The organism is Flavobacterium olei, from assembly GCF_039749035.1.
Lineage (GTDB): Bacteria > Bacteroidota > Bacteroidia > Flavobacteriales > Flavobacteriaceae > Flavobacterium > Flavobacterium olei.
This window is the reverse complement of the sequence record NZ_JBDKWC010000004.1, coordinates 320,006-340,372: the sequence shown is the minus strand read 5'-3', so window position 1 is coordinate 340,372 and position 20,367 is coordinate 320,006. Positions and strand designations below refer to the sequence as shown.

Here is a 20,367-nt window from a genome sequence, read left to right as displayed (position 1 = left end):
TTTTATTAATCTAATCTAATTCAACTTTATAATCTTCTTCTTTTAGCATCGGAAACCAATGTGTTAAATTGGCAAAACGCATAATATGATAGCTGTCATAACCTGCTAAGAGCACTTTTTCTTTTGTTAGAATTAATCGGGTCCTTTGTGGATATAAGCCAAATTTAGCTTCATATATCGATACTCCTTCAAAAAAATTATTCAAAATATAAGGTGAAGAACGAATTCCTTCTCCATATTTCATAACAGAATTAATTAATTTTACCATCATCTTAAAATGAGCATTCGACAACTCAGTATTGCCGAGATGTTTGTAAGCATAAGAACTTTCTTTGTGCCCAGTAATATTATTTGGACTTTGATAAAGAATTTGTTTGGTTATAATAAGGGCTTCATCATACTTTTTCTCTTCATTCAATTTATATGCTTTACGTGCCAAACTATCTAAATTACTTGGATTTATTGCATTTGCATGAATTTTATATTTGGTTAAACTTATTATTTGTTCATCAGAGATCAATGTTGTATCCAATTTAGATAATAGGTCTTCCACTTTTTTATAATAAAAATTGGAGTTTACATTATAAAACTCTTCTAATGAAACTTTAAAATCAGAAACAAAGATTTTTTTGTCAACGACAGGTTCATTATAGGTCGTAACTTCAACTATTTTGGTCTTTTGTTTGCTTTTATCCTTTTTATTATTATCTGAAGAATAATCACCGTAAATTTTATCTTTTGATGATTTTGTTTGTTTTGGCGGTGGTGGCGGTAAAGGCGGGATTTGTCCATAACCAATATACGCCAAAAAATAAATCAGACAGATTAAAAAATTTTTCCTTTTCATATTTCAAAACTCAGTTTATTAAACAAAGTAACACATTCTACCGCTTCTTTTACATCATGAACACGAAGAATTTTCGCTCCCTTTGTCAATGCAATTGTATTTAAGAAAGTGGTTCCGTTTAAAGCTTCCTGTGGTGAAATATCAAGGGTTTTATAAATCATCGATTTTCTCGAAATCCCCGCTAAAACAGGCAATTCCAACCCATTGAAAAGTTCCATTTTCTGCATTACTTCATAATTCTGATCGGTTGTTTTAGCAAAACCAAAACCCGGATCCAAAATTAAATCATTAATTCCTAAACGTCTGGCTTTTGCTACTTTTTCAGAAAAATAAAAAAGCATTTCTTTTATAATATCATCATATTCCGTTAAACTCTGCATGTTTTGCGGGTTTCCACGCATGTGCATCATAATGTAAGGAACATTGTATTTAGCAATCATGTCAAACATTTTATCGTCTAATTCTCCCGCTGCAATATCGTTTATAATTGCAGCGCCATTTTCTATACTGGCTTTGGCAACCTCAGCCCTGAAAGTGTCGATTGATAATAATGTCTCTGGAAAGCGCTTCAAAATTAACTCAATAGCCGGAACAATTCTGCCAATTTCTTCTTTTTCTGAAACAAATTCAGCGCTTGGTTTACTGGAATAGGCCCCAATATCAATAAAATCAGCGCCTTCAGCAAGCATTTTTTGTACTTGCGAAAGAATCTCTGTTTCGTTTTTATATTTTCCGCCGTCAAAGAAAGAATTTGGAGTAATATTGAGAATTCCCATCACTTTCGGAATTGTCAAATCTATAAGCCGGCCTTTACAGTTAATCAACATAGTTTCAAGTTTTTTAATTTCAGGTTTCAGGTTGGCAAACGTTTTCATCAGATTTTAACCTGAAACAAAGAAAACCTGAAACCTGAAACTTAAAATTTTTTCCTTATTTTTGAAGAAATTTTAGCAAATATACAGCATATAAATGAAGAATACTTCCTTAGAATTTGATAATGTAATCACGGTTTGCCGAACCTTGTTTATTAATAAAATGACCGACTATGGCAGTGCGTGGAGAATTTTAAGATTGCCGTCACTTACCGATCAGATTTTTATAAAAGCACAAAGAATCAGAAGTTTACAGGAAAATGAAATCCGCAAAGTGGACGAAGATGAAAAAGGGGAATTTATAGGAATTATAAATTATTCGATTATGGCATTGATTCAATTAGAATTAGGCGTTGTAGACCAACCCGATTTAGACGTAGAAAAAGCAACCGAATTATACGATCAACAGGTTAAAATAACTAAAGAATTAATGGAAGCCAAAAACCACGATTACGGTGAGGCGTGGCGCGATATGCGCGTTAGTTCTCTAACAGATCTGATTCTGCAAAAACTGCTTCGTGTAAAACAAATTGAAGACAATAAAGGCAAAACAATTGTATCTGAAGGTATTGACGCCAATTATCAGGATATGATTAATTATTCTGTTTTTGCTCTAATTTTAAATCCAATCAAATAAATATTAGCTACAAATTCACGCATTCCCAACAAATGAATTCTTGCTTATTCGTGAATTCGTTGCAAAATACATAATAATATGAAAAACATCATTACTCAATTCTCCCGATTATTTGTCGGTGTACTATTTATCATTTCCGGACTAATAAAACTAAATGATCCTGTTGGTTTCTCTTATAAACTGGCAGAATATTTTAGCGAACCGGTTTTTAATATGCCGTTTTTAGAACCTTTAGCGTTAGGTTTAGCGATTTTTTTAGTTATTCTGGAAGTTGTCTTGGGTGTGATGCTGTTAGTTGGATATAAATCTAAATTGACCATTTGGGCGCTGTTGCTTTTAATCGTTTTCTTTACTTTCCTTACCTTCTACTCTGCTTATTTTGATGTGGTAAAAGATTGCGGATGTTTCGGAGACGCTTTACACTTAACTCCTTGGCAATCCTTTACAAAAGATGTGGTTTTGCTTTTCTTTATTTTGATTTTATTCATTAATAAAAAATTAGTCAAACCTTTATTTTCAAAATTGGTTACCAACTTAATCACCTTACTAAGTATAGTTTTATGTGTATTTATGGCGGTTTGGGTTTTAAATCACAATCCGATAAAAGATTTCCGTCCGTTCAAAGTGGGATCCAGCATTCAAAAAGGAATGGAAATTCCGGAAGGCGCTCCAAAATCGGTTGTAGAAATGATTTTCATTTACAAAGTAAATGGTGTAGATAAAGAATTTACCGAAAAAGATTTAATGAACATACCAGAAGGCGCCGTCTTTGTAGACAGAAAGGACAAAGTGATTTCAGAAGGATACGTTCCTCCTATTCACGATTTCACTATGACAAAAGACGATTCTGATTATAAGGAAGAATTGCTTCAGGAACCAAAACTGGTTATTTTTGTTACTTATGATTTAGCCAAATCAAATCCGGAAGGAATGCAGAAATTAGCAAAAGTTAGTGCCGATGCAAAAGCAAAAGGATACAAAGTAATTGCAATGACCGCTTCTGGAGCAGATGAAATCGCAAAAGCAAAAAAACAATATAACTTAAATACAGATTTTTATTTCTGCGACGCAACAACCTTAAAAACAATTGAAAGAGCAAATCCTAGTATCGTTGTTCTCAGTAAAGGCGTAGTTGTTCAGAAAGTACATTATAATGATGTTGATGATTTGAGATTCTAATATTTACTATATAAAAATTACCTTAAAAAGCTAGATGGTTTAAATTTGAAATCCGATAAGCAGAAAGAAGCGATTAAAGTTACTTTCAAATTAAATCTATTATAATTAAAAGAAGTCCTTTTCAGGACTTCTTTTTTTTTTACTCAAAAAATAACCAAAAGAAAGTCTTTCATAATTTTATTTTTATGAACGGCTTTTTGATTATAACCTGACGTTTTTTTGATTAAAATTTTAACCTGAATCTCAAAAAATTTTTCTTTTTTTCCTTCTGAAAAATAAGAGTTCAAAAAACATACTATTATTCTTCTCTACTATTACGATTTCATTCGGCTTATTCTAACCTGAAACTTCATTTTTGTTACAAAATAAGTGACTCTTCAAATTTTGTTAATCTGTATTTGGCTTTCAAATTGTTTCTTTAACTTTGTGAATTCACGACTTTAAAAATTATTATATTTTAATATGAAACAAATTGCTTTAGCCTTAATCGCATTTATTACATTTTCATGTTCACAAGCTCAGAAAACAAGTTTTTCTAAAGAGGCATTATCCGAAAAATTATTAGCCGCCGACGGAAGTCAGGTTACATTCAAAAACATTTTAAAAAAATACAAAGGAAAAACTTTAGTAATCGAAGTTTGGGCTTCCTGGTGTGGTGACTGTGTAAAAGCAATGCCAAAATTAAAAGAACTGCAAGCCAACAATCCTGATGTTTCTTATTTATTTATTTCTGCTGATAAAACGGCTGAGAAATGGAAAGCTGGAATAGAAAAACACGAATTAAATAAAGGGGATCATTATATGATGAATGATGGTATGAAGGGGCTTTTTGGTAAAGCGATTGATCTGGATTGGATTCCGAGATATATTGTGGTAGACAAAGCAGGAAAAATTGTCTTATACCGTGCAATCGAAACCGATTTTGATAAAATCAATTCTACTTTACAAACACTGAAATAAATATTCAATGACAATTGCAATGTTAAAATTCATCGCAATTTTAAATTGAACTTTGACTTACTTTCAAAAAACAAAAAACAAAAAATAATATAAAACTACCAAAATGAGAAAATCGATTGTTGCAGGAAACTGGAAAATGCATAAAAATGCAGCTCAAACTGAAGAATTATTGAATGAGTTAATTGCTAAAATTCCAGCAAAAACAAATGCACAAGTTATCGTAGCACCAACTTTTGTAAATTTACAAGCGGCAGCTGCAAAATTAAAAAATACAACTATCGGAGTTTCTGCTCAAAACGTTCACCAGGCTGAAGGCGGTGCTTTTACAGGAGAAATTTCTGCAGATATGTTAACAAGCATCGGAGTAAACACAGTTATTTTAGGTCATTCTGAAAGAAGAGCGATCTTTAACGAAACTGACGCTTTGATTGCTAATAAAGTGGACACAGCTTTAAAACATGATATGACTGTTATCTTCTGTTTTGGCGAAGAATTAAAAGACCGTCAGTCAGATAGTCATTTCAACATTGTTGAAAACCAATTACGTGACGGTGTTTTTCATATTGCAAAAGAATCATGGTCTAAAGTAGTTTTGGCTTACGAACCAGTTTGGGCAATCGGAACGGGAGAAACAGCTTCGCCGGAACAGGCACAGGAAATGCACGAATTTATCAGAGAAACAATCCGCAAAGCTTTTGGAGCTGAAATTGCAGATGAAGTTTCTATCTTATACGGTGGTTCTGTAAAACCGGAAAACGCTAAAGAAATTTTCTCGAAACCAGACGTAGACGGTGGTCTTATTGGAGGAGCTGCTTTAAAAGCAGATGATTTCCTAGCTATTGTTACCGCTATTTAATTTAAGATTTTAGTCCCGATTCCTCGGGATAGATTTTACAAAAAACCATTCGCGTTGCGAATGGTTTTTCGTTTTAAAATTGGAATTTGGAATTTTTAAATTGAATTTTATAATTTAACAATTACCTTTGCAAAAATTTTTTTTATGTCAAATATATATTTAGGATATCACTTTACTATTGAACCAAAAGAATTAGGTTCTGAAATTTTAGTTGCAGAATTAGGAGAAAAAGCGTTTGAAAGTTTTACAGAATCAGAGAACGGGATTTCGGCTTTTGTGAAGAAAGATTTATGGGACGAGAATATTCTGGATGACATTTACATTTTACAATCTGAAGAGTTTAAAATTACATATACTATTGAAGAAATCGAGCAGGTAAACTGGAACGAAGAATGGGAAAAAAACTTCGAACCGATTGATGTTGATGGAAAATGCCACGTTCGTGCACCTTTTCACCCAAAAACAGACGCTGAATTTGATATTTTAATTGAGCCAAAAATGAGTTTTGGAACCGGACATCACGAAACAACTCACATGATGATTCAGCATTTATTAGAAATGGATGTAAAAGGTTTGAAAACTTTGGACATGGGCTGCGGAACTGCAATTTTAGCCATTTTAGCAGAAATGAAAGGTGCAGAACCTATCGATGCTATTGATATTGACAATTGGTGTTATTTAAATTCTATTGAAAATGCCGAACGCAATAATTGCAAACACATCAGCGTATATGAGGGCGATGCGGCTTTACTGGCAGGAAAAAACTACGATTTGATTATTGCCAATATCAACAGAAATATCTTGTTGAATGACATGCAGTCGTACGTCGACGCTTTGAACCCAAAAGGCATTATACTTTTTAGCGGTTTTTACGAAGAGGACATTCCGTTTATCGATGCCTCATGCGTTGAAAAAGGTCTGACGTATGTTAAAAAACTTCAAAGAAACAACTGGGTATCCCTAAAATACGTAAATTAGATACTGGAAATTCAGTACAAAAACTTTTAAGATATGAGTACTAAAGAAAAAGTAAGAGAAAAGGTTCGCGAGAAAGAAACAATTGCTTTTAATAACGAGATTATCGTTTACAATGATGATGTAAATACTTTTGATCACGTAATTGATACTCTTATGCGCGTTTGCAGCCACACGGCCGAACAAGCTGAGCAATGTTCTTTGATTGTTCATTACAACGGAAAATGCACTGTAAAAACAGGTCCGATTGAAAAACTTAAACCACAATGCACGCAACTTCTGGAAGCTGGTCTTAGCGCCGAAATTGTTTAGTTTAAAATAATTTAAAAAGCATTCTATTTTATTCTATATTTGAATGAAATAGAATGCTTTTTTTATGGAGGAATATGGAAAGATATTGATCATTGCAATGCCTGTTTTTTTGACCTTAATTATCATTGAAAAAATATACGGCATCTATAAAAAGAACGACACTTCGCCGCTTATCGACAGTGTTTCGAGCATAAGTTCCGGGATAACCAATTCTGTAAAAGATGTTTTAGGCCTCAGTATCACTTTTCTTTCTTACGAATGGCTGGTTTCTAAAATTGCTCTGCAACATCTGGAAGTTACTGTTCTCTCCTACTTCATCGCCTTTTTTGCCATTGACTTTTACGGATACTGGAGTCACAGGCTGGCACATCAAATAAATTTTCTCTGGAATAAACATGCCATTCATCACAGTAGTGAAGAGTTTAATCTTGCTTGTGCACTGCGTCAGCCTATTGCAGGTCTGGTCAATTTATTTACGTTTTTATTAATCCCTGCAGCATTGTTGGGCGTTCCCGCTTCGGTAATTGCAATAACCCTTCCGCTGCATTTGTTTTTGCAGTTTTGGTACCATACAAAACACATTAAAAAAATGGGTTTTGTGGAACATATCTTAGTAACGCCATCACATCATCGTGTACATCATGCTATTAATCCGGAATATTTGGATAAAAATCATGCTCAGATTTTTATTTTCTGGGACAAGCTTTTTGGAACTTTCCAGGAAGAACTTGACGATGTACCGCCGGTTTTCGGAATTACAAGACCTGCCAATACATGGAATCCTATTAAAATCAATTTTCAGCATTTGACTTTATTAATTAAAGATGCATGGCGTGCTCCAAAATGGAAAGATAAACTAACTATTTGGTTCAAACCAACGGGCTGGAGACCCGAAAATTTCGAAGAAAAATATCCGGTACACAAAATTGAAAATGTTTTTAATTTTGAAAAATATGGTATCCAAAATTCTCAGAGACTTATATTGTGGTCTGTTATCCAGGTTTTAATTACCTTGTTATTTGTCAGCTATTTATTTGATAATATAGCCCGAATTGGTCTGCCGAATATATTTGTCTATGGATTTTTTATTTTCCTGACGATTTACAGCTATACCGTACTAATGGACAAAAATAGATTTGCAGTTGTTTGGGAAGGTATTAGAATGATGGTTGTTATTGGTATAATTACTTATTACGGAGATTGGTTCGGCTTAAATAATACAGTTCCTATAGGTAATTATATTATACTTACTTACCTGGCAGTATCTTTTGTAACAACCGTTTATTTTGTAAATTTTGAATTTAAGACCAGACAAACCAATATATTAATTCACAACCCCTAATGATGAGAAACTCTTATTTTTTTAAAATCTACCTCGTATTGAGCGTCGCCTACCTCATCATTCTGTTTGCAGGTTATGAATATTTCGATCTTTTTCTAAAACCTCTGTTAATTCCTATAATTGGATTTGGAGCTTATTTTTACAGAAAATTTCCAACTCAGAATACTTTAATAACGGCACTTATCTTTTCCTGGTTCGGAGATGTGATACTGCTTTTTACAGACCTTGGAGAACTTTATTTCATTATCGGACTTGTCTGTTTTCTGATCTCGCATATTATTTATTGCATTTTGTTTAACAGGCAGCATAATATCAGAAAAAAACAAAATAAACCGCTATTTGTAATTGGAAGTATTTTGATTGCATTTTACCTGATCGGGATGGTTAGCATTTTAATGCCCTTTCTAGGAGATCTTGAGGTCCCGGTAATTCTATACGCCTCGGTAATTTCCATCATGATTTTATTTGCTCTTAACGGTTTGCTCGTTTGGAAAAAACCAGGTAATTTTATTGTTTTTTCAGGAGCATTTTTATTCATTATTTCTGATAGTATTTTAGCAGTTAACAAATTTTATGCTCCGGTTCCTAAAAGCTCATTTTTTATTATGTTAACTTATCTTCTGGCACAATATCTGATTGTAGTCGGTATTTTAAAACTAAACCCAAAAGAAATACAGGAATAATTTAATTGCTGCAATAACCTCAACTCATGAAAAAACTAGCTCTTTTTATTGTTTTATTAGTAACGGCTTCTTCCTGCGTAAGTACAAAATCGACTTTGAAAAATGTGGATGACAATGCGCCCGATTTAATTTTAAAGAAGGATAATACTTTTGCAATTACTCAATTTGCAAAGGACAAAAAATACGGTTACGATCCTGACTACCCTGTTAATTTATTTTTTCAAAATACGAACAGCGAGACCTTAAATGAATCCCGTTTTCTAAACGCTCTGGCAGGACCAAACGGCGAAAAAATCACATATGAAAGACTGGAAACCTGTTGTCCGTTTCCAACTAAAAGAAGTAATATGGGAGCCGGATTTTTAAATGTTTATGAACTAAAGTGGGAAGGTCAAAAAAAGCCGGTTAAACTTTATTTAAACATTTATGAAAAAGGAATTTTAATGGTCCCGCTGGGATTGAGGCTGAAGCAATAACAGGATTAAAGAATCTTACCCAAACAATTTAAGATATCATCTTAGAATGAGATATGATTAGAAGTGAACAAGATTTCAGTAAAAAAGACCTTTTTTACATCACATAAATGGATGTTCTTATATCCAAATCCTGATGCAAATAGGAAATAGAAATTAACTTAATTTTTCATAATTCCACTACACTTGCAACCCTGATAGTCCTGAAATTTCAGGAGAAATCCTTTTTTGAGAAAATCTATTTTTTCTGGTTACTGCATAGCGACCAACGGAAGCTCCTGCAAGTAACCAAGAAAAAAAGATTTGCAGAAAAAGACTGTAGCGAATAGCAGCCCCGAAAGCTTTCGGGGTTCATAAAATAATCTTAAATCTTCATCTGGTATTCATAAATCATGACTACCTTTGCACTACCAAAAATTTATACAATGAACATACAAAATATTCCACAAATTAAGCATACTGACAGCGGGAATTTCTTTTTATTGGCTGGGCCTTGTGCAATCGAAGGAGAAGAAATGGCGATGAGAATTGCTGAAAAATTAGTTGGCATTACCGACACACTTCAGATTCCTTATGTATTTAAAGGATCTTTTAAAAAAGCAAACCGTTCCAGAATTGACAGTTTCTCTGGAATTGGAGACGAAAAAGCATTAAAAATCTTAAGAAAAGTTTCGGAAACTTTTCATGTTCCGACTGTTACAGATATTCATACCAATGAAGATGCCGATATGGCAGCACAATATGTTGACGTACTTCAAATTCCTGCTTTTCTGGTTCGACAGACAGATCTTGTGGTTGCGGCGGCAAATACAGGAAAAGTAGTGAACCTGAAAAAAGGACAATTTATGAGTCCGGAAAGCATGAAACACGCTGTTCAAAAAGTTTTAGATTGTCATAATGAGAGTGTTATGGTTACAGATCGTGGTACTATGTTTGGTTACCAGGACATGATTGTTGATTTTAGAGGTATCCCGACAATGCAGCAATATGCTTCTACGGTTCTTGACGTTACTCATTCTTTACAACAGCCTAACCAAACTGCCGGTGTTACGGGCGGAAGACCGGACATGATTGAGACGGTGGCAAAAGCTGGTATTGCTGTTGGTGTTGACGGTATTTTTATTGAAACACATTTTGATCCTGCTAATGCAAAAAGTGATGGCGCAAATATGCTTCATTTAGATTATTTTGAAGGTCTGATGAACAAATTAGTAGCTATCAGAAAAACGGTTAACTCATTTTAAATATAATACTTAAGTTCTTTGAAAACAAAATTTTTATTTTTCGTTTTACTGGGATTTTCACTAAGCACTTTTGCACAAGAAGAAATTCCGGTACAGAAATATACCGCTCACAATAAAGGTAAATTCTTTGTTATGTGGGGCGGAAACCGGGAAAGTTATTCTAAATCTGATGTAAATTTCAGAGGTAAGGATTATAACTTTACAGTCGATAATATGACTGCTCATGATAAACCAAAAGGCTGGCATATTGATTATATCAATCCGGCAAATATGACCATTCCGCAGACAAACCTGAGACTTGGTTATTTTTTCAGCGATCATTACAGCGTTGCAATTGGGGTTGATCACATGAAATATGTTATGACGCAAGATCAAACTGCAAATGTTACAGGTTATATCGACGGTCCTGTTCACAATGGTGTATACAATAATACTCCGGTTAATTTTACAGACGAAACCTTTTTGACTTACGAGCATACAGACGGTTTGAACTATATTAACACAGAAGTTTCCAGATTTGATGATATTTCTAAAATTTTCAACCTTCCGAACATTGACAAGGTTCAAATTAATCTGACTGAAGGTCTTGGTGCGGGAGTCTTATATCCAAAAACCAATACAATGCTTTTAGGAAAAGAACGTCATGACGATTTTCACGTTTCCGGATATGGTATTTCTGCAAAAGCGGGTATCAATGTTACTTTTTTCAAGCATTTTTATATTCAGGGAGAATTAAAAGGTGGTTATATTGATATGAAAGATATTAGAACAACTACAAGCAATGAAGATAAAGCTTCACAGCACTTTTATTATTTTCAAAGAATTATCGCTGTCGGCGGAATTTTTAAAGTCTGATCATTTTCTCAAAATATTTAAAAATAGCTGTCATTTTATTTGGCAGCTATTTTTTTTATCATTTACTTTGTATCTCAAAGTACTTTAAATACTGCTATGAAATCTAAAAAATATCTTTTTTCGATAATAACATTTGTCCTAAGTTTTGGATGTGCTCTTTTTATTGCCATAAAAGTTTTTCCCAATAACCCTTTCACCGGAGGCCAACAGGAAAAAGCAGTTACCAAAAAAGCAACTGAGACTCCATATAGAGATGGCGATATTATTTTCCAGACTTCAGAATCGAAACAATGCGAAGCAGTTAGAATAGCCACCAATTCCAAATTTTCACACTGTGGAATAATTTATGATTTAAATGGAAAATGGTTTGTTTTTGAAGCCGTTCAGCCTGTAAAGCTGACGCCTATTGAAGACTGGATCAAACATGGAAAAGGAAGCCAATATGTTATAAAGCGATTAAAAAACGACAGGGTATTAAAACCGGATGTTTTAGAAAAAATGAAAGCTTACAGTCAGCAGTTTGAAGGCAAGGAATATGATGCCTATTTTGAATGGACAGACAACAGAATTTACTGTTCTGAACTCGTTTGGAAAATTTACCAGCATGTTGGAATTGAATTATCTCAACTTCGTGAATTGAAGGACTTTAATTTAAAAAACCCAATGGTTCAAAAAATATTAAAAGAGCGTTATGGAAATGATATTCCTTTGCACGAGAAAGTCGTTGCTCCTTCTGATCTTGCCGACTCTAATTTATTGAAAACTGTAGCAGACACCTATTAATATTTCAAAAAAGCTAGTTATTTTATTTCCAGCTTTTTTATTTACCAATTTACTTTGAAATTCAAAGAACTTTTAAAAAATAGATTATGAGAGATTATCTGATTGAAAAACTATACGAATGTTCTAAAAAACCGTATCAGAAATATTTCAAGAAAAATAAACCCTGGGAAATTAATAAAACCGTGTTGCTAGATTATCCAAAAGAAAGTTTAGGATTTGGTCTGGGGAATTTTCTGCGAACCAATCATTTTGATATTCAGGAAAAACTGGAAGATCACGACGTCATACATGTGCTGACAAATACAGGAGTTTCAGTTTTTGAAGAAATTGGAATGCAATATTATTTGTTTGGAAACGGAAAAAGAAGTCTGTATTTGTATATGGTTATAGTATCAGGATCGATTTTTTATCCCAAACGTATTTCTTATTTCATGCAGCAATATAGGGAAGGGAAACAAGCGCTTCCTTTTCATTATCTGGATTTTTCTAAAATGCTTTTTTTACCTGTTAAAACTATTCAGCGAACTTTTAAAATTTAAAATATGGAAACAATTCATCATCCTTTTAAAGAGAAACAGTCTATAGAATTAACTGTTGGAACCTTTATTATTATTACAATTTTATTTATTTTTTATATTATCTCAGATGAAAATTCTACTGTTTTGGTTATGGCCTGGCCTTTTGCCTTATTTGCAATAATGGTAAATGCAATTATGTTTTTTCATTTAGGAGATAAATTTATTCACTTGCCTCAGCAACGAAAAGAAATTGGTTTTAAAATCCTGATCTTACTTTCTAATATTCCGGTCACTTTTATGTATTATCTAATCGCTATAAAACCGTAATTGTCATTGAACTTATAAAAAAAAGCTATAAGTCGGGGGACTTATAGCTTTTGTTTAATTACTTTTTTTTAGTCTTTTAATTTGCTTTTTTAATCTCAATTCCATTTTGATCCAACAAATACATTAATGTAGTCATTGTCGCGGCACCCAGCTCTAATTCTCTTTTGTTGATAGCATCAAATGTATCGTTTGCTGCATGATGATAATCAAAATAACGTTGAGAATCTGGTTTTAAACCTGCTTTTACAATTGCTTGTGATGTTAAATGACTGATGTCTGAGCCTGCGTGACCAATTGTAAAACTGTGAACAAGATAAGGTTCAAAAAGATCTTTGTAAGTCTGTATTTTTTTTAGATTAGCATCATCGGCTTCAATTGAGAATCCGCGTGGGGAGAATCCGCCAGAATCGCTTTCTAAAGCAAAAATGTGATTTTCCTTCTTTTGTTTTGAAACTTCTTCATACTTAGCACCGCCTTTTCCGCCGTTCTCTTCATTCATAAATAAAACTACACGAATGGTGTTTTTTGGTTTGTAGTTTAAGTTTTTAAGAATTCTTATTACCTCCATACTTTGTACGACTCCTGCTCCATCATCGTGAGAACCATCTGCAAGATCCCAGGAATCCAGATGTCCGCCAACAACCATGATGTTCTCCGGACTTACCGATCCTGTTAATTCTCCAATTACATTATAAGACAACGCATCTGGCAAAGTTTCGCAGGATTGCTTGAAATAAAATTTTAATGCAGGATTTACTTTTAATGATTTACTCAACAGTTCTGCACCATTTGTACTAATTGCAGCAGTCGGAATATATTGTTCTTTTGGAAGATCTCCATAACTCTGAGCTCCCGTATGCGGAAAATCGTCTAATCGTAAATTCATAGAACGAACAATTGTTCCAACAGCGCCCAGTTTTGCAGCTTCTTTGGCACCGGCAAATCTCTGGTCTACACAGGCTCCGTAAGAAATAAAAGTTTCAATATTCTCAGGATTCATTGGTCTGTTGTAAAAAACAATTTTCCCTTTTACCTTATCCGTTCCTAACTCTGCCAGTTCCGCAATTCCCTGCACTTCTATAATCTCTGCGGTAAGTCCGGTTTTTGGCGTGCCAACAGAACCTCCTAATGCACAGATTGGAACAACAGTTTTTACTTTTCCATCCAGAATATAAGCCGTTTCTTTTTCTCCGCGAACCCAGTGAGGGACCATAACTTCCTGCAAATAAACTTTATCAAGACCTAATGTTTCCAGTTGACGTTTGGTGTACTGTACGGCTTGCTCTGCTCCTTTAGAACCTGATAGACGAGCTCCAATATCGTTAGATAAATATTCCAGCCATGTGTAACATTTTGCTTCTGTCAAAGCCTTTTTATAAAATAATTTAATATTTTTTTCATCATTTGACTGAGCAAAAGATGTCAATCCGTTTAAAACCAAAGCAGTTAAAAGAATCGTTTTTTTCATAGTTATTTTGTGGTTTTTGGGAGTTATTTCTGCTATTGGCAGTTTTAGCAAAGGAACAAAATTATTAACATTTCAGAAGCTTTTTTCTCTAACATTTGTCAAAAAAAAGCTCCAATTACAAATTCTGCAATTTGTAATCGGAGCTTTTATATTATCAATAAATAAAGATTATTTTACTTCAATAATTTTATTTTTTGTTCCAATTCCGTTTTCATTAAACGGTTCAATAGTAAAATAATATTTTGTGCCTTTATCTAATCCTCTAAAATCGTATGAGCTTTCTCCATAAACCATTATGCTGTTGTACAATTTATCAGGAGCAATTCCGTAATAGATATGATAACCTATTGCATCATTTTGTTTTTTCCATGAAATCATTGCGTTTCTCGAGTCTGCTTTATTTCGATCCACTTTAAAAGAAGAAACCGTTTTGGGTTTTGCCGCTAATCCGTTTCCAAATACGCGGAAATCTGAAATCGCAAATAATCCGGATGCATTGTGAATGTTTTCCATTTTAATATAACGCGCCTTAATCGATTTTGTAAGTTCTACATAGTCATGAGGTACATCTTTATCATTTTTAGATTTATCTACTACCAAAGTCCAGTTCACTGCATCATCAGACATGTAAATTTTATATTGATAATAGATATCCATTGCTTTATTGTACTGAGTCGCTTTATGATCTGCATAATTAATCTGCAAAGCGTTTATTTCCATTTTTCGTCCTAAATCCATTTGAAGCCATTCGCCCGGATTGCTTGTTTTAGCCGACCAATAGGTCTGAATGTTTTCATCAGTCAGATTTTCAGCATTATAGCAGAATTTCTCGTATACTTTTTTACCTCCGTGGTCCATTCTGTGCGTTTCAACTTCCATACATTCCTCCGAAGATGAAACTGTTACCGGCTTTTTGTAAGAAAGCAGCATCCAGCCGGACGAAGCTCCTTTTGTCTGGTCACGTTGATTTGTCGGAAGCACAATTGGGAAGTCTCCGTAGGAAGTAACAGAATACATTACGTCGTCTTTATCAAATCCGGCAGGAAACATGTCAATTCTGCGTTCAAAACGATCTTTTATGGATATTTTACAGGTTCCGGTATTCCAGTAATTCCCATAATTATCTGCAAAAGTATTTCCGTGTCCGGCACCAATTACAAATCCTCCGGGCTTATAAGACATCGGATTGTGCTTTTGATAAGTAAAAGGTCCCAGTGGATTATCTCCTACATGCACACCATTTGCATATCCCTTAAATTCTGTTGCAGGCGCTCCGTACTGCATATAATATTTGCCATTGTGCTTTGTCATCCATGCTCCTTCAATAAAATTTCCCCAAGGCGCAGGTTCCATATCATTATTAGGCCCAAAACGCTCCCATCCATGTGCAACAGGATCTAATCCCACCACTTCTTTAATTTCACCGTACGGACGCTGAATATCTTCTACTTCTGTCGCTTTGTATAATTTTGCATAATCTGCCTGATTTCCTTTCGGAAGCCATGTTTTATAGTCTACTTCAACTCCCACAAGAGGCAACTTTCCGCTTGAACCGTAGTACATATAAACTTTTTTATCATCATCCTGAAATATGGCCGGATCCCAGGTCGGAAGCATTGCCTTATCTACGTGACGTGTCCATCTGCCAGATTTTGGATCAGCGGTTTTCCAAATAGGATGATCTCTCTTCCAGGTTGATCCTACGTAAAATAAAGTATCATTAACTACCCAGGCCGAAGGTGCACATTGATCATCATCTCCTGGTTCTCTTTGAAAACTTCCGTAAACAAAATTCCAGTCTGACATATCTTTACTCCAAAAGAAACCAGCCTGATTGGTCGCAAATAAGTAATATTCGCCTTTGTAAGTTACAATGACCGGATCGGCGCTAGAACGACGGGATTCCGGAATTCTGTTATGATTGAACGTGGTGTAATTGTAGCCAATATTGATCGGATTACAATACGTTGTAGCAGGTTTAGTTGGGTCAAACCATTCTGTTTTGCCAATTGCATTTTGTGCCAAAATACTATTTGTGAAAAGCATCACAAACAATAAAGTCGGAACATTCAGGATTTTTACTGTTTTTTTCATGATTTGGATTTTTGTATAAAGTCCGGATTACCTTTTAATCTTTAATCTTTCCTTTAAAAGTTCAGGTTCATTTGTTGTTATGTAATCGAATTTTTGAGCAATAATCCAATCCATATCGGCAGTTTCATTTACTGTCCATGCATTTAGTATAATTTCGTTGTCTTTTGCTTCCTGTATCCATTCAGGATGCTTTTTAAAGACTGAGTAATGATAATCTACACCGTTAATATTATCTGCTTTAATTTCTTTTGGAGATTTATTTCCTTCCAGATATTGCAAAGAAGTTTTAGCATCAATTGCCCTTATTTGTTTTAGGATGTCATAATCAAAGCTAATGTAGCAGGTATTTTTATCTGCCCGCAGTTTTTTGATGGCTTCGACCGCTAATTCAGCTGTCTTTTTGCCTCGTTCCTTACTAATTTCTGAAGGTTTTATTTCGCAGACCAAAAGTGTATGTCGGTTATTTTTAATTCCTTCTGAAATATATTCATATAAAGTAGGGAGTTTTTCGCCATTAGAAAGCTTAAACTTTAATAAGTCAGCATAATTCGTTTCTTCGATGAGAAACTTGTTGTAATGTGCATCATGATTAATGACTAAGGAGTCATCGGCAGTTCTCCAGACATCAAATTCCGAGCCCGGAAGTTTTAAATCGATTGCATGTCTCAATGCTGCAATAGAGTTTTCGGGAAGATTATTTTTTTTCCATGCACCGCGATGCGCTATTATTGCATTCTTTTGTGCAGTACAGGAAGAAAAAACAATAAGTACAGCGAAAACAGAGATTTGTTTTAAAATATTAGAATTATTCATAATAAAACGTAGTTAAAAATTTACAAATAAAATTTCAGTTTAAAAAAAAGCCCTTCGCTAACCAAACGCGAAGGGCTAATTACTAATCAATAAACCAACTATTTAGTTAACTCAAAACTAACTTTCTTATCGGCATTTGAATTTCCGCCAACGAAAATATCAAACTGCCCCGGCTCTGCTACGAATTGTAAATCAGAGTTATAAAATTTTAAATCTTCAGCAGTAATATCAAAACTTACTGTTTGTTTTTCTCCTTTTTTAAGTGTTATTTTTTGAAAACCTTTTAATTCTCTAACCGGTCTTGTTACAGAACCAACTAAATCTCTGATATACAACTGAACCGTTTCTTTTCCATCAAAATTTCCTGTATTGGCAACATCTACCGTTACTTTTAATTTTCCTGATGCATTCATTTTATCAGATGAAATTTTCAAATTCGAATAATCAAAAGTGGTGTAACTTAAACCAAATCCGAATGGGAATAAAGGTTCGTTTCTTTCGTCAATATAATTCGATCTGAATTTTTCGAATTTTCCTTCTGTGTTAGAAAGAGGTCTTCCGGTATTTTTGTGTGCATAATAAATTGGCAATTGCCCAACACTTCTAGGGAAAGTTGATGTTAATTTTCCTGAAGGATTTACATCTCCAAATAAAACATCTGCAATAGCATAACCAGCTTCTGTTCCGGCAAACCAAACATTTAAAATTGCTGGTACATTTTTTTCTTCGTCTGTAATAACTAACGGACGACCATCAAACAATACTAAAACAACAGGTTTTCCTGTTTTTAATAAAGCGTTTAATAAATCTTTCTGTGCCTGAGGAATTTCTAAATTTGTACGGCTGCTAGATTCTCCGCTCATTTCTGCAGATTCCCCTAAAGCTGCAACAATTACATCAGATTGCTCAGCCACTTTTAAAGCTTCTGCCAATAAGTCTTCTTTTGAACGAGCATCACGGTGTAATGTTTTTCCAAACATTGTTGCATTCGTTTCAAACGTTTCATCATAATCTAAGTTACTTCCTTTTGCATAAAGAATTTTAGTGTTTTTTCCTGCTACCTCTTTAATTCCTGCCATAAGTGAAACTGCATTTTCCATCTTGGTAGCAACACTCCAGGTTCCCGGCATGTTTTCTTTTGCATCTGCCAATGGTCCGATTAAACCAATTGTTCCGGATTTTTTAAGAGGCAAAAGCTGCTTTTGGTTCTTCAACAATACTAAAGATTGGGCTGCAATCTGGCGCGCTTCTTTTCTGCTGTCTGTTGTAAAAATTTCAGTTTTAGCTCTTTTTTCATCGCAATATTTATAAGGATCTTCAAATAATCCTAAATCATATTTTGCTTCTAAAATAAGTTTAACTGCATTATCTATGGTTTCGATTTTTACTTTTCCTTCGTCCAGAGATTTTTTCAATGTTCCTAAGAAACCTTCTCCAACCATGTCCATTTCAACACCTGCATTCATTGCTAAAGCAGACACTTGTTGTAAATCACCCATTCCGTGTTCGATCATTTCCGGAATACCTGTAAAATCTGTCACTACAAATCCTTTGAACCCCCATTGCTTTCTTAAGATATCTGTCATTAACCATTTATTTCCAGTCGCCGGAATTCCATCAATTTCATTAAAAGAAGCCATTACCGAACCAACACCTGCAGCTACTGCAGCTTTGTAAGGAGGAAAATAGTCATTAAACATTCTGATATGGCTCATATCGACTGTGTTATAATCACGTCCGCCCTCAGGAGCACCATAAAGTGCAAAGTGCTTCACACAGGCCAGAATAGAATTGTTTTTTGAAAGATCATGTTGCTGATAACCATTTACCATAGCTTTTGCAATTTGGCTTCCTAAATAAGGATCTTCTCCTGAACCTTCAGAAACTCTTCCCCAACGAGGATCACGGGAAACGTCAACCATCGGAGAGAATGTCCAGTTGATTCCGTCTGCACTTGCTTCTTTCGCAGCAATTTGTGCACTTCTTTCGATTAGATTCATATCCCAGGTACAAGACAATCCTAACGGAATTGGAAAAGTAGTTTCATAACCATGAATAACGTCCATACCAAAAAGCAACGGAATTTTTAGGCGGCTCTTTTCAACCGCGATTTTCTGTACTTCTTTAATTTTTTGAACTGATTTAATGTTGAACAAACCTCCTACTTTACCTTCAGCGATATTTTTTGCCACATTTGAGCTGTTTGCCTGTCCCGTAGTAATATCACCGGATGTCGGCAAGTTTAACTGACCCAATTTCTCGTCTAAAGTCATTTTTGACATTAACTCCGCCACAAATTCAGACTTTGGTTTAATTTTTACTGTATTTTTAGGACTCTTCTTTTGAGCATAGCTCAAAACCGCGCATCCTAAAAAAAGCAAGACTAATTTGTTTTTCATTCTATTCTATTTATTTGTTTGTATTCGTTTTCTTCTGCTGCAACATCCAGTCATAGATTTCTCTGTTCTCATAGACTCTTGTCCAGCTATCGTGATTTGCATCGTCGAAAATGGTTAATTTCACATCTTTGGCATTGCACTTCTTCAATTCTTTATAAATGGCGATGGCGTAATTTACATTCACCACATCATCTAATAATCCATGGAAAATTCTGGTTGGAATGTTGGCTATTTCACAAGCATGTTCTAACTGAATTAAATCTACAAAACCAGCGACAGGTACGTTTGCTGCAAATAGATCCGGATGTGAAAAAGCCAAATTCCATGATGCCCAGCCTCCTGAGCTCAAACCAGTAACATATATTCTGTCTGAATCGATTTTATTTTCCTTCTGAATTTTTAAAATCAATTGATATATAGATTCTATATCCCAATTTTCATCTTCTTTACATTGGGGAGCCAATACGTAGGCATCTAACTCATGTGTTTTCAGATATTTAAAAGGACCGTTAATTTTTACCTTTTCGATATCAGTTCCTTTTTCTCCGTCTCCTGATATAAAAACTATTAATGGCTTTTTCTCTTTGGTATTTTTCGGTTTATGCAAAGCGTAGCCTAACTCATACTTTGCCATTACAACCGTATTTATTTTTCCGGTTGTTTCGCTTTGGCTAAAGCCTAAAAATGAAAACAACAGAAATGAAAAAGCAACTAAATTCCTCATATCAAT

21 protein-coding genes are annotated in these 20,367 nt (G+C 34.3%); 14 read left to right on the top strand and 7 right to left on the bottom strand.

Going from position 1 to position 20,367, the window contains the following annotated elements:
- Positions 1-10: 10 nt before the first annotated feature.
- Positions 11-847: a tetratricopeptide repeat protein gene (locus tag ABEB31_RS12365; protein ID WP_347051932.1), complete on the bottom strand. Its 837-nt coding sequence runs from the start codon at positions 845-847 to the stop codon at positions 11-13.
- Positions 844-1,674 (bottom strand): dihydropteroate synthase, encoded by an 831-nt coding sequence (gene folP / locus ABEB31_RS12360; protein WP_347052242.1) that lies wholly within the window; start codon positions 1,672-1,674, stop codon positions 844-846. Before folP ends, ABEB31_RS12365 begins: the two co-directional genes overlap by 4 nt.
- A gap of 142 nt (positions 1,675-1,816) precedes the next feature.
- Between folP and ABEB31_RS12355 the strand changes: the two genes are divergently transcribed.
- The 14 genes from ABEB31_RS12355 (at position 1,817) to ABEB31_RS12290 (ending at position 12,863) form a co-directional block, all read left to right on the top strand.
- Entirely contained in the window at positions 1,817-2,356 is a 540-nt protein-coding gene (locus ABEB31_RS12355) for a DUF1599 domain-containing protein (RefSeq protein ID WP_347051931.1), read from the top strand.
- Between the two features lie 78 nt (positions 2,357-2,434).
- On the top strand, positions 2,435-3,535 hold the full coding sequence (locus tag ABEB31_RS12350) for a BT_3928 family protein (RefSeq protein ID WP_347051930.1): 1,101 nt from the start codon (positions 2,435-2,437) through the stop codon (positions 3,533-3,535).
- A 462-nt stretch (positions 3,536-3,997) separates the two neighbouring features.
- Positions 3,998-4,495, top strand: a complete 498-nt coding sequence (locus ABEB31_RS12345) for a TlpA family protein disulfide reductase (protein ID WP_347051929.1) — start codon at positions 3,998-4,000, stop codon at positions 4,493-4,495.
- Positions 4,496-4,598: 103 nt separating this feature from the next.
- Positions 4,599-5,351, top strand: a complete 753-nt coding sequence (gene tpiA / locus ABEB31_RS12340; RefSeq protein WP_347051928.1) for a triose-phosphate isomerase — start codon at positions 4,599-4,601, stop codon at positions 5,349-5,351.
- Positions 5,352-5,495: 144 nt separating this feature from the next.
- Positions 5,496-6,329, top strand: coding sequence for a 50S ribosomal protein L11 methyltransferase (gene prmA, locus ABEB31_RS12335; RefSeq protein ID WP_347051927.1), 834 nt, complete (start codon positions 5,496-5,498; stop codon positions 6,327-6,329).
- Between the two features lie 33 nt (positions 6,330-6,362).
- Positions 6,363-6,638, top strand: coding sequence for an ATP-dependent Clp protease adaptor ClpS (locus tag ABEB31_RS12330; RefSeq protein ID WP_347051926.1), 276 nt, complete (start codon positions 6,363-6,365; stop codon positions 6,636-6,638).
- A 64-nt stretch (positions 6,639-6,702) separates the two neighbouring features.
- Entirely contained in the window at positions 6,703-7,980 is a 1,278-nt protein-coding gene (locus ABEB31_RS12325) for a sterol desaturase family protein (protein WP_347051925.1), read from the top strand.
- Between the two features lie 38 nt (positions 7,981-8,018).
- Positions 8,019-8,663: a lysoplasmalogenase gene (locus ABEB31_RS12320; protein WP_347051924.1), complete on the top strand. Its 645-nt coding sequence runs from the start codon at positions 8,019-8,021 to the stop codon at positions 8,661-8,663.
- 26 nt (positions 8,664-8,689) lie between these two features.
- On the top strand, positions 8,690-9,139 hold the full coding sequence (locus ABEB31_RS12315) for a 2-dehydro-3-deoxyphosphooctonate aldolase (RefSeq protein WP_347051923.1): 450 nt from the start codon (positions 8,690-8,692) through the stop codon (positions 9,137-9,139).
- A gap of 422 nt (positions 9,140-9,561) precedes the next feature.
- Positions 9,562-10,380 (top strand): 3-deoxy-8-phosphooctulonate synthase, encoded by an 819-nt coding sequence (gene kdsA / locus ABEB31_RS12310; RefSeq protein WP_347051922.1) that lies wholly within the window; start codon positions 9,562-9,564, stop codon positions 10,378-10,380.
- A gap of 18 nt (positions 10,381-10,398) precedes the next feature.
- Positions 10,399-11,235: a hypothetical protein gene (locus ABEB31_RS12305; protein WP_347051921.1), complete on the top strand. Its 837-nt coding sequence runs from the start codon at positions 10,399-10,401 to the stop codon at positions 11,233-11,235.
- Between the two features lie 96 nt (positions 11,236-11,331).
- A complete protein-coding gene (locus ABEB31_RS12300) occupies positions 11,332-12,018 on the top strand; it encodes a YiiX family permuted papain-like enzyme (RefSeq protein WP_347051920.1) in 687 nt (228 codons plus the stop codon).
- Positions 12,019-12,104: 86 nt separating this feature from the next.
- On the top strand, positions 12,105-12,557 hold the full coding sequence (locus tag ABEB31_RS12295) for a hypothetical protein (RefSeq protein ID WP_347051919.1): 453 nt from the start codon (positions 12,105-12,107) through the stop codon (positions 12,555-12,557).
- Positions 12,558-12,560: 3 nt separating this feature from the next.
- Entirely contained in the window at positions 12,561-12,863 is a 303-nt protein-coding gene (locus ABEB31_RS12290; RefSeq protein WP_347051918.1) for a hypothetical protein, read from the top strand.
- Positions 12,864-12,939: 76 nt separating this feature from the next.
- Here the strand turns inward: ABEB31_RS12290 and ABEB31_RS12285 are convergent, their stop codons facing one another.
- The 5 genes from ABEB31_RS12285 to ABEB31_RS12265 form a co-directional block, all read right to left on the bottom strand.
- A complete protein-coding gene (locus ABEB31_RS12285; protein ID WP_347051917.1) occupies positions 12,940-14,331 on the bottom strand; it encodes a M20/M25/M40 family metallo-hydrolase in 1,392 nt (463 codons plus the stop codon).
- A gap of 168 nt (positions 14,332-14,499) precedes the next feature.
- On the bottom strand, positions 14,500-16,425 hold the full coding sequence (locus tag ABEB31_RS12280) for a discoidin domain-containing protein (protein WP_347051916.1): 1,926 nt from the start codon (positions 16,423-16,425) through the stop codon (positions 14,500-14,502).
- 27 nt (positions 16,426-16,452) lie between these two features.
- A complete protein-coding gene (locus ABEB31_RS12275) occupies positions 16,453-17,238 on the bottom strand; it encodes a glycerophosphodiester phosphodiesterase family protein (protein WP_347051915.1) in 786 nt (261 codons plus the stop codon).
- A gap of 98 nt (positions 17,239-17,336) precedes the next feature.
- Entirely contained in the window at positions 17,337-19,637 is a 2,301-nt protein-coding gene (gene bglX, locus ABEB31_RS12270) for a beta-glucosidase BglX (RefSeq protein WP_347051914.1), read from the bottom strand.
- A 10-nt stretch (positions 19,638-19,647) separates the two neighbouring features.
- Positions 19,648-20,361 carry a carboxylesterase family protein gene (locus ABEB31_RS12265; RefSeq protein WP_347051913.1) on the bottom strand — a complete coding sequence of 238 codons (714 nt, stop codon included), beginning with the start codon at positions 20,359-20,361 and terminating at the stop codon, positions 19,648-19,650.
- Positions 20,362-20,367: the final 6 nt, after the last annotated feature.